The organism is Clostridium frigoris, assembly GCF_018861865.1.
GTDB classification, from domain to species: Bacteria; Bacillota; Clostridia; order Clostridiales; family Clostridiaceae; genus Clostridium_AD; species Clostridium_AD frigoris.
The window spans coordinates 1-17333 of record NZ_JAHLDV010000027.1 but is presented as its reverse complement, the minus strand read 5'-3'; the positions used below and the strand labels follow the sequence as shown (position 1 = coordinate 17333).

Genomic DNA, 17333 nt, shown 5'->3' with positions numbered 1-17333 from the left:
ACGTTAAATGTTACATTTATGAAACATTTATGAAACGTTTATTATAGATTTAACCTTTATTATAGTAAGTATAACAAGGAGTAAAAATGATTAATTCAAGATTTAAGATTATAGCAACATATACTATTATAATACTTTCATGCATTATGATAACAAATTTTAATTATAGGTATTTTTTCAATAAAACTACAATAATACATGATAAAGAGGAGGTAGTAAAAAAAATCAATATGTCTATACCTTTAAAAATTGAAATTACGAACGAAAGATGGGGTAAATATGTTTTTGAGGATGAGAATTCTATAAAAAAGATATGGAGTTCTATAAATGAAATTACAAAGGACTCTTTTGGTGCGAAAGACTATGTTAACAAAGGTAGTCAAATTAGTATTAAGGGAACAGTTTATTATTTAAATGGAACTAAGGACACATTTAATATAAGTAATGTGTTAGCTTTAAATAATTATACATACAACGATAGTTATAAATTACCATTAATAAATAGTTTAAGAAACAATTTATTAACTTATCTATATTCACCATCTAACATAGTGAATTTTATGAATTTTCGTAATCGGATGACGATTGTGGATTCTAATAATTCAGTTAAAAAACTAGGTAATGCAGATAAGGAAAGTATAAAAACTGTAATACGTAATTCAATAAAGCTTGAAAATGATGAAGAAATTATAGCTTTGACAACAGATAAAAAAGAAGCTTTAGCACATATTAAAATTTATATTGATGATGATGATACTCTTCTAAAGGTTAAAAGTTATAATGTTGTAAATATTGATGTCTATTATAATGACTTTTTTGTTGTTCAATATATGGGTGATGAAAACGGAAGACATATATATATGAGAGGGAAACTCAAGGATATATGCAAAAAAATAGTTAATAATAAATTATAACTTTAAACTGAGGAGGATTTCAAATGAAATTAAAAAGATTTATCTTGTTTGTGCTAATAATAGTTATGTCTTTAAATATGATTTCCTGCAATGTAAAACCTGAGAAAGCAACTTTCAAAGGTGGATATCCAGATTTAAAAGGAAAGCATTTGGTAGTGTATGTGGCATCTAGAGATGAAGTAGGAAGAGCACTTTTAGAGCTTTTTAAAGATAAAACAGGGTGCACATATGAATATATGAGAATGTCTACACAAGAAGCAGTAGCAAGAGTTCGGTCTGAAAAAAAATATGCTAAGGCAGACATATTTATGGGGGGATCTTGTGATGTTCATACATTAATGAAAAAAGAAAAACTTTCAGAAAAATATATTTCTCAAAATTATGATAGTATACAAGAAAACTATAAGGATAAACAAGGATACTGGATTGGTTTTGAAGTGGAGCCTTTGGCTATTGCTGTTAATAAGGACAGATGGGATTCAGAATATTCACATAAAGGATTAAAAATTCCTAAAACCTATGCGGATTTATTAAATCCTATATATAAGGAAGAAATTGTAATGCCGGATGCTAATACATCTGGAACAGCTTATACAATGATAGCTTCTATAGTACAAAGTCTAGGAGAAAAAAAAGCGGAAATTTTATTAAAGGGAATAAAAGCTAATGTAGGTCAATTTACAACTAATGGATATACACCGGCTCAAAAGGTTGCAACTGGGGAGTATTTAATAGCAATAAATTTTCTTGGAGATCAGCTGCTTGTTAAAAATTCAGGATTTAATATAGTAACCAATGTACCTAAGAATGGTGGTTGGAATATAGATGCAATTTCAAAGATTAAAAATGGACCTAATGGCGATATAGGAAAATACTTTATAGATTTTTGTACTAGCAAAGAAATGGAATATATGTTAAAAAATATTTCCTTGGGTATGTCCACAAGAAAAGATATAAAAAGTAACAAAGGTATAAATTTTTATGAGCTAGATATATATGATGAATATGATTTTAGAAAAGCAAGTGATGATAGAGAGAAATTAATGAAAATGTGGAATAGTTTGAAGTAGTTTTTAGAGTAATTTATAATATAGAGAGGAAGGAATAAAAATGAATAAAGTAATTGATTTTTTTAGTGTTCACAAAGTAAAAGCATGTGTACCTATTGAAGAACAAAGACAAAGATGGTTTAAGGAATTTTTAAAAGCATTCTTTGTTCTATTCGCTGTGTATGTAAGCATGTACTTAATTAGAAATAATTTTAAAGCTGGACAACCTTTGCTAAAGCAGGAGTTAGGATTCACTACGTCAGAGCTTGGATATATAGGTTTTAGTTTTTCTATAACTTATGCTATAGGTAAAACTCTTCTAGGATATTTTATTGATGGTAAAAATGCAAAACGTATAATAGCAGTTTTATTAATCATGTCTGCAACAATGGTATTTATAATTGGAATTATTTTATTATCAGGTAAAAAGCCTACTGGAGCTATTCTTTTGTTCTGGGGATTAAGTGGATTTTTCCAATCTCCAGGTGGACCAAGTTCCTATTCAACAATTACTAGATGGACACCAACTAAAAAAAGGGGAAGATACTTAGGTTTTTGGAACATGTCACATAATATTGGTGGGGCATTAGCTGGAATGCTAGCATTATGGGGAGCAAATACATTTTTTCATGGTAAAGTCGCAGGAATGTTTATAGTTCCGGCTATAGTAGCAATGACTGTTGGGTTTATAGTTTTATTTATTGGAAAAGATGAACCAGAGGAATTAGGCTGGAATTCAGCACAAGAAATATTCAATGAGCCTAAGAATGAAAATGATGATGAATTAGATAATATGAGTAAATTTGAAATATTCAAGACCCATGTGTTAAAGAATCCTTGGATTTGGATTTTATGTGTAGCTAATGTTTTCGTTTACATAGTGCGTATTGGAGTAGATAACTGGGCACCATTGTATGTTACAGAGCAATTACATTTTGGAATGAGTGATGCAGTAAATACAATATTTTATTTTGAAATGGGAGCACTATTAGGTAGTCTTTCTTGGGGATATATATCTGACTTGTTAAACGGAAGAAGAGCTATAGTTGCAGTATTCTGCTTACTTTTAACTGCATTTGCAGTACTAGGATATAGATATGCTACAAGCGTTGCAATGGTAAATGTTTCATTGTTTGCTCTTGGTTCATTAATATTTGGGCCTCAATTATTAATAGGGATATCACTGGTAGGGTTCGCGCCCAAGAAGTCTATTGCAGTAGTTAATGGCTTGAGTGGTACTTTTGGATATTTATTTGGAGACTCTACAGCTAAGGTTGTATTAGCAAAAATAGCAGACCCTAAATCCGCAGGTATATCTGTTGGCGGTCTACATCTTCATGGATGGAATGATGTATTTATAGTATTCTATGGTGCTCTTATTATGGGAGTTTTGCTTCTATTAGTTGTTGCTTATGGGGAAGAGATGAAAATAAGAAATCAAATAAAAGAAGAAAAATTAGTAGCATAGTTTAATAAAGGTATATATTTAGTAGAGTTAGTAAAGAAATGATTGTACTTATATAAATGAAATTCACGAGGGATATCCTAAATTAGGATATCCCTTAAATTATTAACATTGATTTAATGAGCAGCCTATAATAAACTATTTTATGCTTTAATCCAATCAATTCCATATTCATTTAAACTATTACTCCATTCATTAGGGGTTTCAACATCAGAAACTATAACATTAACATTTTCAATATCTTCTATTTTATAAAAATTTCTTACTCCAATCTTAGAATGATCCGCAACTATTATAACTTCCTTTGAATTTTCCATTATCATTTTTGATAAGTTGGCTTCATTGACATCATAGCCGGTAAGGCCATTTTGCAAACTTACTCCTCCAACTCCTATGAATGACTTATCTACATAAAAATTTTTTAGAATATTTTCACTTATAGGTCCGACGCATGATAGTTGATCAGCATTTATTTCTCCACCTAGAAAAATTATTTTGCCATCAAAAACTCCTTTATTTTTTAGATCTATCAATATATTAAGCCCAGCTACTGTATTTAGTAAAATCGTTAAATTCTTCTTATCCTTAATATAGTAAAGTATCTCACAGGTTGTGGTTCCAGTATCTATAGTTATTATGTCATTATCATTTATTAAGCTTGCTGCTTTACGTCCTATTCTTTGTTTTTCTTCTCTATATACATTTCTTTTTTTGATATGAGAAGGTTCCTGTCTATCAAATGAAACTTTTATTGCTCCACCATGAATTCTCTTTAATTTGTATTCACTCTCTAAAGCGTCTAAATCGCGCCTAATAGTCTCTGTAGTAACTCCAAATTTTTTTGCAAGTTGTGTAACTGATACTTTCTCATAATTATCTAATTCATACAATATACGATTTTTTCTCTCATCTAATAGAACTGTCAATTTAATCACCTTTACCCAATATTTATTCTTTCACATCTTCATTATAACATCTAATAATATATATTATTTTATCCCTATAAATTTTTCCTTAATCATTTTTTTGCTAGGGGCTACACCTAATATTCTACAAATAGTTGGGGAAATCAATAATTGACTTATTTCATAACAATCAGCCGAAACAAATTGTTCTCCGATGGTCCACATTGGAACATGTCTTTCATCATCTTCTATCCCACCATGGTTGAAATCAGAGTTCATGCCATGATCTGCAGTAACTATAATTTGATATCCCTGTTTCATCCATGTTAGAACGTAATTTGATAATATACTATCAACCTCTAATGCTTTTTTCTTATATTCCTTGGATTCACTTGAATATAAATGACCAACTAAATCGATATTCATAGAATGTATAAATAAAAAGTCTGGATCATAAGTTTTTCTAATATACTCACCATCTAAAAACAAATGACTATCTGGATAAGCGTCATCAAAATAAAATATACCATTTTGGATGTTCATTGCATCATCATTTTGGATTCTATCTTCCATATAATTGAATGGAGATTTGTTATAAAGCTCACTTACCCAGTGGTATGCAGCTGCACCGGTCTTGAGTTCTGCCTTGTGCGCTATACTAAATATGCTCTCTTCTTTTGATCTTCTATTGATACCATTGTTAGTAATTCCATGATCTATTGGGTTTGTCCCAGTTAATATAGTCTCATATAGTGGTCTAGACAAACTTGGAAGTGCAGATATTACTTTGTAAAATTGAGCTTTTTTCATTTCTACAAGATGATTCATAAATCCCATTCTTGATCTACCTGTCTCATAATTTAACCCATCTAGCAATACTAATATAACCTTATTCATTGTGGCCTCCTTGTATAAAATAACTTCTTTATGATCTCAATCTATCTTTAAATTACTTCTACTTTGTTTATGCTGTAAGAAATATGCATTGTTTTTTAGGTACAAATATATTTACTTTGTCTCCTAATTTTATATCATAAACATCATTGTTAATAACATCTATATTCATAATAAGATTGTCTTTTCTAGTTTCATATCTTATTACACTTCCTACTATTGAAACGTCCGTTATTTCACAATTTTTCAAATTATATTCTACATCATTTCCAAGTTCTTCTTTAGTTATTTGTATTACTTCAGGTCTTATTGCAATTTCTTTAGTATTTATATCTTTCTTAAAATTTTGCTGAAAAATATCTTTACTAAGCACGTTATAATTACCTATAAATCTTGCAATAAATGAAGTTTTAGGATTATTATATATTTCTTTTGGCTTTCCACTTTGCTCTATGATACCATTATTCATTATATACACTTTATCAGAAATAATCATTGCTTCTTCTTGATCGTGAGTTACAAATACACTTGTTATATCCAACTCTCTTTGAATTTTTTTAATTTGTATTTGTAAATTCCGTCTAATCTTTCTATCTAATGCACTAAGTGGTTCATCAAAAAGTAATATTTTAGGTTCTAATATTATGGAGCGTGCTAAGGCGACACGTTGCTGCTGACCACCTGACAGTTCATGAGCATATGAATACATTTTATCTTGCATTTCAACTAAATTTAAAACTTCCTTGACTTTTTTATCTATATCGTTTTTATTCATTTTTCTTAGTTTTAGTCCAAAGGCTATATTATCATAAACATTCATATTAGGGAAAAGAACATATTGTTGAAATACCATTCCTACATCTCTTTTTCTTGGCTCTTTGCTAGTTATATCTTCTCCATCAACTATAATAGAGCCAGCATCTATGCTCTCAAGTCCTGCAATACTTTTAAGAAGAGTACTTTTACCACTTCCACTAGGACCAAGTAGCGTTACTAATTGTCCTTTTTCAATACTTAATGAAGTTTTCTTCAATACGTTTAGTTCTCCAAAACTCTTTTCAACATCATTTATAACTAAATAACTCATTTTATTTCACCCCTACTTTTGTAACTTTTCGTGTTTGTATTCCTTTGCTCAAACTTAGTCCAATATAAGATATTACGAGGATTATTGAAAAATATGTTGTAACCAATGCACTGGAAATATGACCGGATTCCCTAAGCATTTTATATAGCATTATTTGTATTGTTTCATAACGTCCTCCAATAAGAAGATTAATTAATGTAAATTCACCTAGCAGTGTTGAAAATGATAATAAAACGGAAACCTTTATTCCTGGCATTATATTTGCAACAACTACTTTTGTAAAGGCTTGTATCTTTGTTGCCCCTAATAGTTCACAAGCTTCAACTAATTGTTTAACATCTATAGTTCTTAAACTATTTCTAATTCCCTGATACATAAAGGGTAGTATAAATACCGAATATGCAAATATAAGCAGCCATACTGAATTACCAAGAGTATCGGAAAATAATTTAATTAATGCAATTGCAAGCACTACTCCTGGTATAACATAGGGTAATATTACTATAGTCTTTAACACTTTCTCATATTTTGGCAAATAAACAGTTACTACAAAAATTGCTAGAAGTAGTATGACCAAACTAATTATTACTGGAACTATAGACACAAACAGTGAACGTCCCATAGCATTCCAAAATCTAACATCACTAAATAAACTTTTATACCACTTTAGAGTATATGATGGTGGTAATATTGTCTTATACCATTCACTTGCTATAGAATATATAAAGGTTGCTATTATGGGAAGTAAAAGATATGTCATAAGTATCCATATTATTGTTTTGTGCAACCACATTTTCTTTTTCATTATATTATCCTCTCTTAATGTATTTACTCATTTTTTCATTTATCATCATCATACTTATTGTAGTTATTCCAAGTATTACTGCTAATGCACCAGCAAGGTCAGGTTGAGGCATTATATCACCAACTACTAAAGAACCAATTCTTATAGTTAAAAGGTTATAATTTCTTCCTACTAAAGCATAAGCTGTTGCATAAGCACCCATAGCATTTGCAAATAAAATACTTAAAGTTCCTACTATACTTGGAAGTAATACTGGTATGCCAATTTTAGTCCAAAACTTAAATGAATTTGCTCCAAGTAACATTGCTGATTGTCTCCACTCTTTTTCTATACCTAAAAATGATGGATATAAAATCATAATAGCGAGTGGTATTTGAAAATATACATAGGTTATAATAAGTCCTACCCATGAATAAATATTAAAATTACTTAAGGAATTTAATCCGAAATGTTTAAATAATAGAACAAATATACCAGTGTTTCCAAGAAGCAGAATGTATCCAAAAGCTAAAGGAACACCTGTATAATTTGAAGTCATATTTAAAATTGTAATAATACTGTTTTGTACTTTTTCACTAAAATTAGAAATAGAATAAGCACATATTAAAGCAATTACAAGCCCAATTAAACTTGAAATTAAAGATATTCCAATACTATTGGTTATTGCTTTTAGATAAAACATATTAGTAAGTGATGTTTTATAGTTTTCTAAAGTAAAACCGCCACTTCCATTCTTAAAGCTATCTATCATCATTAGAATACTTGGCAATAACAAGAATAATAAAGTTATTACCACAAAAGGTACTAATGCTTGAACTATAAATAATAATGATTTTTTATTTTTAAACATTTATGCACCTTCCTCTATAAATGAAATAATCTTTATAGTACTTTGGCAATAGGAACTTTACCTCCTATTGCCTAAAAATTTAATTATTTAATGTTAGCTAGAACTTTTTCTTGCCATAACTGAGGAAGAGTTTCAACTGTTTTACCCCATTTTTTATCATCTATTGAGCTAACATTTTTATATTGGTCATTTGGTAATAATTTAGCTTTAACATCAGCTGGAAGCTTTACATCTTCCCTTACTGGTTTAGCAAATCCCTTTGCTAAATTAATTTGGCCTTCATCACTAAATATATATTCACGAGTAAGCATTGCAGCATAAGGATGAAGCGCATATTTATTTATTATAGTTGAATATCCTGTACGGATACTTCCTTCACTAGGAATACATACATCAAATCTCTTTGGATCAATCTTTTCTTTAAAACCTAATGCATTAAAATCCCAAACAAGAGTAACCTGAACTTCTCCTTTTTCAACACTTGCTAAATCATTTTTGTTAACTACTAATCTGCCTTGCTTTGCAAGTTTTGCAAAGAAATCAAGACCTGGCTGAATATTAGATTCATCTCCTCCAAAAGCTTTAGCAGCTGCTAAAACAGCGGATTGTGATTGAGTGGCAGAAGCAGCGTCATCAATAGTTACTTTGTATTTACCATTTAAAATATCTTTGAAAGATTTTGGAGGATTTTTAACTAAGTCTTTATTTGTTAAAATTGACATTGTTCCTGTATAAGCTGCCATCCAGTTACCGTCTTTATCCTTTGCAAAAGCAGGTACACTTCCCCAATGTGAAGTCTTATAGGGCAACGTCAAACCTTTCTCCACAGCTATTGGAGCAAAAGCCACACCAATATCACCAATGTCAGTTGTGGGATTTTTCTTTTCAGCTTCAAATTTTGCAATCTCTTCAGCACTTGATAAATCTGTATCAGAATGGTTAATTGAATATTTCACTTTTAGATCATTCCATGTGCCTTTCCAGTTTGCCCAACTATCAGGCATACCAACACTTACAACCTGTCCTTCTTTTTTTGCAAGTTTAGTTAATTCAGCTACTGTAATATTTTGTTTTATAGCTTTATTTGGTTCTGCTTTTTTTCCACAACCAACCATTGAAGTGGTAACAATAATTGCTGCAATGACTACAGTTAAAAGTTTTTTTGAATTCATAATAACGCCTCCTAATATCTGATTCTAATTATATTTTTATAAAATTTGATTTTCTGTTTTTAAATGTTGTAATCTCTTTAAATCCAATTTCTTTTAGCTGCAATATTGCTTTATCGAAATCTGCATACAAATCTTTTAATACATGTGCATCTGAACCTATTGTAATAATTCTTCCACCAAGTTCAAGATATCTTTTTAATATTTCACGACTGGGATGCATAGAATTTAGCTTGTACCTTAATCCTGAGGTATTAAGCTCAATACCTTTTCCTTTGTTTATTATCATTAATAGTATTTTATCCAAGATATTTTTATAATCATCATATCTTATTGTTTTATTCGCAAAATTCCCATATCTATTTATGAAATCTAAATGTCCAACTACATCAAAATTATCAAAGTTCTTTAGAGTATATTTGAGACTTTCAAAATACGCTCTGTAACCTTCTTGTTGACTTCTACCTTTAAACAAATCACCCTTATCCAGAGCTGCTCCATTCCAAGCGTGCAACGAACATATTACAAAATCAAAGTCATAGGAGTTTAATAATTCATTTATACTTTCATTTAAACCTGGCTGATAACCAACTTCAACTCCCATTAGAATATCCATCTCTTTATATTTAATTCTAAGTTTTTCTAAAACATTTATGTACTTTTTATAATCTACTTCAAAGTTTATATCTGTACTTGGATAAGCAAAATCCATATGATCCGTAAACATTACTTCCTTTAATCCAAGTTCTGTAGTTCTATTAATTATAACTTCCATCGGTGTATCACAATCACCTGAAAATTCTGTATGAACATGATGATCCGTTATATTCATTTGTAACCTCCTCTTAATCAACTTACAATTACATTATAATAACTCATTGTTAAATCCTCATTAAGCAAATGTTTGTTTTCTGTTAAAAACTTGGTTTTAGTGTTGTTTTACAACTTAACCCAAATACAAAAGCAACATTCAATGTTTTCATAAAAAAATGAATCAAAAGAAGAACACTAAAAAATGCTCCTTTTGATTCATTTGTTTAGTTATATAAATTTTATTTTTACATTAAAGTGCGGGATATATCAACACTATAGTAGCTAATTACCAACTAAAATATTAATTATGTAACATATTTCATCATCTGTTGTATTTATATAATATTTATTGCATAAGAAAACAATTTGTTCTTTAACCACTTGATATATTTCTTTATGTTTGTTTATAAGTTTCTCTTTATAAGGATACTCTATTGAGGGGTCTCCCTTTTTAAGTCTACTAATAGTAAAGGCTAAATGAAGAATTAAGCCTATTAGATTTTCATCTGTTAATGATATGGATAAATTTGTGGTTATTTTATTGAAAAATCGAGTTACATCAGTGTAAAGTACATCTCCATCCAAATTATCAATATTTTCTTTAAGGACCAATCGCATTTTAAGAAGGGTAGTTTTGGTATCGATAATTTCTTGAAGTTCTTTTGCTACTTTCATACTTATTACATCGAACATAGTATATTGTTTTATATCTAAGTCAACAGGGAAGGATGTAACAATAAATAGAATTTCTTTTTCCTTTTGTATCTTTTTTAATTGCTCTTTAAAGTAATTCATATCTAAGCAGTTAAGTGGTATAACTTCAAATACGTCTTTATCAAATTTAAAATTATTATTAATAAAGCTTTTAAGCGCCACAGACCCGCCCTCACCAGTTAAACAAGCAGTTATTATTATTATCTTATTTTTGTCATTGGGGGGTTCGTTTATATTTCTATTTAATTCCCTGTAGGAATTTACAGAGATAACTTCTTTATATATATCATCTAATGAGAATCCAAGTAAAGCTTTTCTAGCGGCTTCTAATACATGAAGAGTAGAAACTAGAGATATTACCTTTACTGGAATATTAAATTCTTTCTCTATTAGTTCTCCAAAAGTTGTTAGTGAACCCATGTCAACAAGTAATAGATAACCACTAGAACTAAAATTCTCTTGAACTACTTTTCTCAGATCATCTAACACTTTTGATGGACTAATTTCTAAAGGTGCATTAATACCAATTACATAAGTTTCGCCTAAAAGTTTATTGGCCACATCTGACATGGAGGTTGCAGTTGATTCACCATGAGCTATGATTATAATTTTCACTTTTTCCAAGAACTTATGGTGATATTGATCTTCCGGAACTAGAAATATAGTCAAATATCCTGCTTCATCTTCAGGAATTTCATGGTGTACAAAATCTTCAATTATTTTTTTAGCTTTAAGTGCTACTTTAAATTCAACAGGATACAATAATTTTAACTTACTTAATTCAGGATTAACTATAATTTTATTATTACCTATTCTTTTAATCAATGTATTGATATGTAAAGCTAATGCAGTGTAAATATTATCGCTTAAGGTAGTTTTTAGTTCATTACATATAGTATAATTTATTTCATCAACACAGTTTAATATGTCCTTACCTAGTATATTAAGTAAGTTTTTTCTGTTAATATCATCCGAAACCCCAGTAATACATTTTTGAAAATATTTTGTTATGTCTTTTTCTAAAATATTTTCAATATTAATCTCAGAAACACCTTTTAATTTTAATTCCTCTAGTTTTTGCTCAATGATTTCATAAATGCTATTTTTCTCTTTATTATCATCATAGGAAGTGAAATCAACTGAACTGGAAAATCTAAAATACTCAATATCCTCACTTATAAGTTTATTCCAGATAACCCTATGTTCCTTTTCTTTATATAAACCATCTTTAATATAATTAGGTAGACTGCTACTGTTAATCCTTACATCACTTTTTATATTTGTTAGAAATTCTGAGTACGCCTTTGCACAAACCAGTTGCACATCGCTTTTAAGTTGACCAATATTATTAGGACAATCATATGATAGAAATGATCTAATTGTGTTTAAGGATGCATGTATATCTCTATTTAAACGAATGCTTTCTTGCCTAAAAAAACTCTTTATAATGAAAAATCGTTCCTCTAAGGTTCTATCTTTAAGTGTTGGTATTGTTATAATCATAGGAATTCTTCTAGTAAATGTTTTTAATAAGGCCGAATTTGGATTTTCTGTAGTAGCAGAAATAATTAATACATCTGATTTTCTGTTTTCATATTCGCCCATACGTCTAAATAAGCCAGTATCTAGAAAAGTAAAAAGTGATTCTTGACCTTCTGGTGGAAGTCTGTGTATTTCATCTAAGAAGAGTATTCCTCCATTTGCTTTCTCAATTAGTCCAATCTTGTCTGACTCAGCTCCAGTATAGGTACCTTTTTTAACACCGAAAAGCTGTGATGTAAGTAACTGTGGATTATTGCTATAATCAGCGCAATTAAATGCTATAAAAGGAGATCCATCCTCTTTAACTTTCATCTCTTTGGCATATTCATACATTAAAGAAGCAAACATAGACTTTCCAACACCGGTATCTCCAAGAATTAAACAGTTCATCCCTTTAGGTGGATATAGTATCGCAGCTTTAACTTGTTCAACTGCTGTTTTTAAACTTATGTTATTTTTAACGAGTTCATCTAGTTTACATTCTTTAACTGTAGTGTTTTGATTTTTTTTAATAAAGAATAGAACAGGTCTTCCTGATGATTTATATACTTTTCCTTCTTTACAAAGGTTATTAAGTTCATGGCTAACATTAGCTCTGCTAATATTTAAAATCGCTGACACACATTGAGCATCAACACCTATATCTTCAGATTGTTCTAGTAGATAAGTATATATGGTTTCTTTTCTGTTCATTTTATTAACCCCCATTTTGTTAATATTATATACCTTTGGAGTAGAGTAATGCTATACAATTTTTCTGTTTTTCGAAACACTATATGAAAATCAATTGAAACACTAATAAAAATCAATTGAAACGCTAATGGAAACTTAATACACTTATACAAAATGTTGCATTATTTAAACCGTTTACACACGGCGACGGGTCATTTAGTGTTTTGGCACGCAAGTTGCTATATAAGTAGTATAACAAGTTAGGAAAAATATTTTATAAATTTAAAATATGAGGAGGAACAAAAATGGAAATTGAAAAAGTAGTAATGGATCTTATTATAAATTCAGGAGAAACAAGATCTTTTGCATATGAAGCACTTGCAAAAGCAAAGGAAGGAAAATATGAGGATGCAGATGCATTACTCGAGAAGGCAAATGAAATGATTGATAAAACTCATAAAATACAAACTTCATTATTACAAAAAGAAGCTGCAGGTGAAAACCTTCAAGTATCACTTCTATTTGTACATGCACAAGATCATTTAATGACATCTATATCAGAAAAGAATCTAATTAGTGAAATCATTGAATTAAGAAAAGCTATAAATCCTTTATTAGGAATTAAAGAAAATTAACAAATATTATATGAGAACTAAATAATAAATTTTTTAGGAGGCAATATTATGATTAAAATAGCATTATTTTGTGCAGCAGGTATGTCAACTAGTTTACTAGTTACAAAAATGGAAAAAGCAGCAAAGGCAAAGGGTTTAGAAGTGGAAATTGAGGCATTTCCAGAAGCTCAGATGTCAAAACATCTAGATGGAGTTGCAGTAGCGTTACTTGGACCACAAATAAGATATGTGTTACCAAGGGCACAAAAAACATGTGGTGCATTAGGAATCCCAGTTGCTGTAATAGCTTCTATAGATTATGGTATGATGAATGGCGAAAAAGTATTAGAAAGTGCACTTAAATTAATTGATAAGTAATTAAAAGCACCTCCCTTGTTACAATAATTGGTGACATGAGCGTGACACTATATAATAAGTAACATAAAGAGGCACTTTTATTAATTATACCTAATGTATTAAGTTAATTCAATTATATTTACAAGTATAATAAAAGCGAGGGATGTAATTATGAAATTTGCAAATGATTTTCTTTTTGGAGCTGCATCAGCTTCATATCAAGTAGAAGGTGCATGGAATGAAGATGGTAAAGGCATTTCTAATTGGGATGTATTTTCCAAAATTCCGGGTAAAACATTTGAAGGTACTAATGGAGATGTATCTGTAGATCATTATCATAGATACAAAGAAGATGTTAAACTAATGGCTGAAATTGGGCTTGAATCTTATAGATTTTCAATATCTTGGGCAAGGATAATTCCAGACGGAGATGGCGAAATTAATCAAAAGGGGTTAGATTTTTATAATAATCTCATTGACGAATGTTTAAAATATGGAATTGTGCCTTTCGTTACTCTATATCATTGGGATATACCACAGGTATTAGAAGAATGTGGCGGTTGGACTAATAAAAGAACTGTAGATGCTTTTGTTAAATATGCGAATGTATGTTATAAGGCTTTTGGAGATAGGGTTAAGCATTGGATTACATTTAATGAAACCATTGTCTTTTGTAGTTTGGGATATTTAGCTGGTGCACATCCACCAGGCATTAAAAATGATTTAAAAAAATACTTTCAAGCAACACATAATGTGTTTACTGCTCATGCTAAAGCGGTAGTTGCTTATAAAAACTTAAGGCAGTTTGGTGAAATAGGAATAACTCATGTTTTTAGTCCTGCATTTAGTATAGATAACAATCCAGATAATGAATTCGCAGCATATCATGCAAATCAATATGGAATAGCTTGGTATTATGATCCGGTATTAAAAGGGGAGTATCCACAGTACGTAGTTAAATACCTAAATGAAAATAATTTAACCCCAGAGTGGACACAAGAGGAACTTAATATTATAAAAATCGCTGCAGATGATAATGATTTTATTGGCTTAAATTATTATCAACCTCAAAGGGTAATGAAAAATATTAAATTCGAAAATTCAAAAGAGTCATCAAGAGATAATTCCACAGGAGCACCTGGTAATGTATCCTTTGATGGTGTATATAAAACCGTAAAAATGAATGATAAAAAGTATACAAAATGGGGTTGGGAAATAGCACCAGATGCATTCCTAGAGGGACTAAAAATGTTCAAAGCAAATTATGGTGACATAAAAATATATATCACAGAAAATGGGCTAGGTGATGAAGATGTGATTATCCAAGATGAAGTGGTAGATGTTCCTAGAATAAAATATATTGAAGAACATTTAGTAGCTATAAAAAAGGCTATAGCCGAGGGCATAAATCTTAAAGGATATTATGCGTGGTCTTCAACTGATTTACTTAGTTGGTTAAATGGCTACAAGAAACAATACGGATTTATATATGTAGATCATAAAAATAATTTAGATAGGAAGATAAAATTATCTGGTTATTGGTATAAACAGATAATAGAGGAAAGAGGAGAAAATCTTTAAATTATTAATAATATAGGGGGAACATATTATGGAGAATGAAAAATTAATGGATAAAGTAATACCTGTAGTAATGAAATTTGTTAATCTTAAGGGTGTTATTGCATTAAAGGATGGAATCTTGTACACATTGCCATTAACTTTGGTAGGGTCTGTTTTCTTATTGCTTGCACAAATACCTTATAAACCTTTTAATGATTGGGTAGCAAGTATTTTTGGTGTGAACTGGACTATGCCACTAATGCAAATTTATAGTGTATCTTTTGCAATAATGGCAATGGCTGCCACAATGGGTATAGCATATGCTTACACGAAAAATGAGGGCCACGAGCCATTAACTGCTGCAATATTAGCATTAGTAACATTTTTAGGTATTAATAAATCTACTGCTACTGCTATAATTAATAATAAAAGTGTAGTAGTAGAAAATGTAATTGATAAAACCTGGACAGGTGGTCAAGGTATGGTTACAGCTATTATAGTTGGCCTAATAATTGGTGCAGTATATTCTTGGTTCTTAACTAAGAAAATTACAATCAAAATGCCAGAAGGAGTACCACAAGGTGTTGTTAATCAATTTGCAGCTTTAATACCAGCTGCAGTAATTATGCTTGGTACTATGTTTGTTTTTATGTTCTTTAAATATGCTTTAGATACAACATTTATTGAATGGATATATAAAGTATTACAAATTCCATTACAAGGCGCGACGGACTCTCTAGGAGGAGCTCTACTTATTGCAATAGCTACTCCTTTGTTATGGTGGTTTGGTGTGCATGGAGCAATGATTGTTGGTGGTGTAATGACAGGATTATTAACTGCAAATGAGCTAGCGAATCAAGCAATTATTAATAGTGGAAGTGCTTTAACTATTGCAAATGGTGCGCATATAGTAACTAATCAATTTATGAATACTTTAACTATGACAGGCTCTGGAATAACCTTAGGACTTGTACTTGCAATGATTGTAAAAGGAAAATCAGGGCAATCAAAAACTTTAGGTAAATTGGCACTAGTACCAGCTTTATTTAATATAAATGAACCTGTTACCTTTGGATTCCCAATAGTTATGAATCCATTTATGTTTATACCATTTGTATTAACACCAGTGTTCACAGCACTAGGAACTTATTTTTTAATAAAATTTGGTATTTTAACTCCTTTTTCTGCTGTAGAAGTTCCATGGACAACTCCTCCAATAATATCAGGTTTTATTCTCCAAGGTTGGAAGGGTGCATTATGGCAATTAACAATAATAGCAGGGTCATGTGTGGCATACTTCCCATTCTTTATGAAACAAGATGCTATTAACTATAAGTCAGAACAAGAAGCAGTTGCTTTAGAAAAAAATAATGATTTAAATATGTAAATACAATATTTAATTTTTGGCCGGATATTTCTTATAAAATATTGTTGCTTAATAAGAAATATCGGGTAAATATCATAAAACCATCATAAAGATTACAGCTCATATATGTATACGAATATTAAGAAGGGAAAAGTATGAACACAAAAATGTATAAATTATTAGTAAAGGGATATGAAGATGATTTTACTATATTATATTATTTCTCAACTAATTATACTGATTACTTTGATTTTAAATTTGTTGGAACTGAACAAGAAAAATATAATTACTTTCTTATTGACTTAGAAAAACATATTTCACCACAGCCTATATATATTGATATGAAAATGCATAATCAACAAATTGACAGAGGGTTATCTAGAAAAGAAGTATTTACTATTAAGAAGGTTAATAATTTTATAAATAGATTATATAAATAGAATAAAATAAGGAGCATTCCTGTTATGAATTAAAATGAACTTTGAAAAAAAGAGCACCTGCTGATAAAATACAGGGTATAACAGTTGCAACTTTTATCCCTAATTTATAATTATCAG

16 protein-coding genes are annotated in these 17333 nt (G+C 29.8%); 8 read left to right on the top strand and 8 right to left on the bottom strand.

Features of this window, described 5'->3' with window-relative positions:
* Positions 1-86 precede the first annotated feature (86 nt).
* Genes KPL37_RS11945 through uhpT form a run of 3 tightly spaced genes read left to right on the top strand, consistent with a single transcriptional unit; the run spans position 87 to position 3431 of the window.
* Positions 87-914 carry a DUF3919 family protein gene (locus KPL37_RS11945; protein ID WP_216149628.1) on the top strand — a complete coding sequence of 276 codons (828 nt, stop codon included), beginning with the start codon at positions 87-89 and terminating at the stop codon, positions 912-914.
* A gap of 23 nt (positions 915-937) precedes the next feature.
* Positions 938-1984, top strand: a complete 1047-nt coding sequence (locus tag KPL37_RS11940; protein ID WP_216149627.1) for an ABC transporter substrate-binding protein — start codon at positions 938-940, stop codon at positions 1982-1984.
* Positions 1985-2024: 40 nt separating this feature from the next.
* A complete protein-coding gene (uhpT, locus tag KPL37_RS11935) occupies positions 2025-3431 on the top strand; it encodes a hexose-6-phosphate:phosphate antiporter (protein ID WP_216149625.1) in 1407 nt (468 codons plus the stop codon).
* A 140-nt stretch (positions 3432-3571) separates the two neighbouring features.
* On the opposite strand, the gene KPL37_RS11930 is transcribed toward uhpT, so the two are convergent.
* From KPL37_RS11930 to KPL37_RS11895, 8 genes are all read right to left on the bottom strand, one after another.
* The gene (locus KPL37_RS11930) at positions 3572-4363 is read right to left on the bottom strand and encodes a DeoR/GlpR family DNA-binding transcription regulator (protein WP_216149623.1); all 792 of its coding nucleotides are present in this window, start codon (positions 4361-4363) and stop codon (positions 3572-3574) included.
* 54 nt (positions 4364-4417) lie between these two features.
* Positions 4418-5230: an alkaline phosphatase family protein gene (locus tag KPL37_RS11925; protein ID WP_216149621.1), complete on the bottom strand. Its 813-nt coding sequence runs from the start codon at positions 5228-5230 to the stop codon at positions 4418-4420.
* A gap of 67 nt (positions 5231-5297) precedes the next feature.
* The gene (locus KPL37_RS11920) at positions 5298-6314 is read right to left on the bottom strand and encodes an ABC transporter ATP-binding protein (RefSeq protein WP_216149619.1); all 1017 of its coding nucleotides are present in this window, start codon (positions 6312-6314) and stop codon (positions 5298-5300) included.
* Between the two features lies 1 nt (position 6315).
* Positions 6316-7119: an ABC transporter permease gene (locus KPL37_RS11915; RefSeq protein WP_216149617.1), complete on the bottom strand. Its 804-nt coding sequence runs from the start codon at positions 7117-7119 to the stop codon at positions 6316-6318.
* A 4-nt stretch (positions 7120-7123) separates the two neighbouring features.
* Positions 7124-7969, bottom strand: a complete 846-nt coding sequence (locus KPL37_RS11910; RefSeq protein WP_216149615.1) for an ABC transporter permease — start codon at positions 7967-7969, stop codon at positions 7124-7126.
* A gap of 83 nt (positions 7970-8052) precedes the next feature.
* Positions 8053-9141: an ABC transporter substrate-binding protein gene (locus KPL37_RS11905; RefSeq protein ID WP_216149613.1), complete on the bottom strand. Its 1089-nt coding sequence runs from the start codon at positions 9139-9141 to the stop codon at positions 8053-8055.
* Positions 9142-9169: 28 nt separating this feature from the next.
* A complete protein-coding gene (locus KPL37_RS11900) occupies positions 9170-9970 on the bottom strand; it encodes a histidinol-phosphatase HisJ family protein (protein ID WP_216149611.1) in 801 nt (266 codons plus the stop codon).
* Between the two features lie 263 nt (positions 9971-10233).
* The gene (locus tag KPL37_RS11895) at positions 10234-12900 is read right to left on the bottom strand and encodes a sigma-54-dependent transcriptional regulator (RefSeq protein WP_216149609.1); all 2667 of its coding nucleotides are present in this window, start codon (positions 12898-12900) and stop codon (positions 10234-10236) included.
* Positions 12901-13184: 284 nt separating this feature from the next.
* Between KPL37_RS11895 and KPL37_RS11890 the strand changes: the two genes are divergently transcribed.
* From KPL37_RS11890 to KPL37_RS11870, 5 genes are all read left to right on the top strand, one after another.
* On the top strand, positions 13185-13514 hold the full coding sequence (locus KPL37_RS11890) for a PTS lactose/cellobiose transporter subunit IIA (protein ID WP_216149607.1): 330 nt from the start codon (positions 13185-13187) through the stop codon (positions 13512-13514).
* A gap of 48 nt (positions 13515-13562) precedes the next feature.
* Entirely contained in the window at positions 13563-13871 is a 309-nt protein-coding gene (locus KPL37_RS11885) for a PTS sugar transporter subunit IIB (RefSeq protein WP_216149605.1), read from the top strand.
* Between the two features lie 150 nt (positions 13872-14021).
* Positions 14022-15431, top strand: a complete 1410-nt coding sequence (locus tag KPL37_RS11880) for a GH1 family beta-glucosidase (protein WP_216149603.1) — start codon at positions 14022-14024, stop codon at positions 15429-15431.
* Between the two features lie 28 nt (positions 15432-15459).
* Complete coding sequence (locus tag KPL37_RS11875) at positions 15460-16797, top strand: PTS sugar transporter subunit IIC (protein WP_216149601.1); 1338 nt, start codon at positions 15460-15462, stop codon at positions 16795-16797.
* 134 nt (positions 16798-16931) lie between these two features.
* Positions 16932-17216, top strand: coding sequence for a hypothetical protein (locus KPL37_RS11870; RefSeq protein WP_216149599.1), 285 nt, complete (start codon positions 16932-16934; stop codon positions 17214-17216).
* Positions 17217-17333 lie beyond the last annotated feature (117 nt).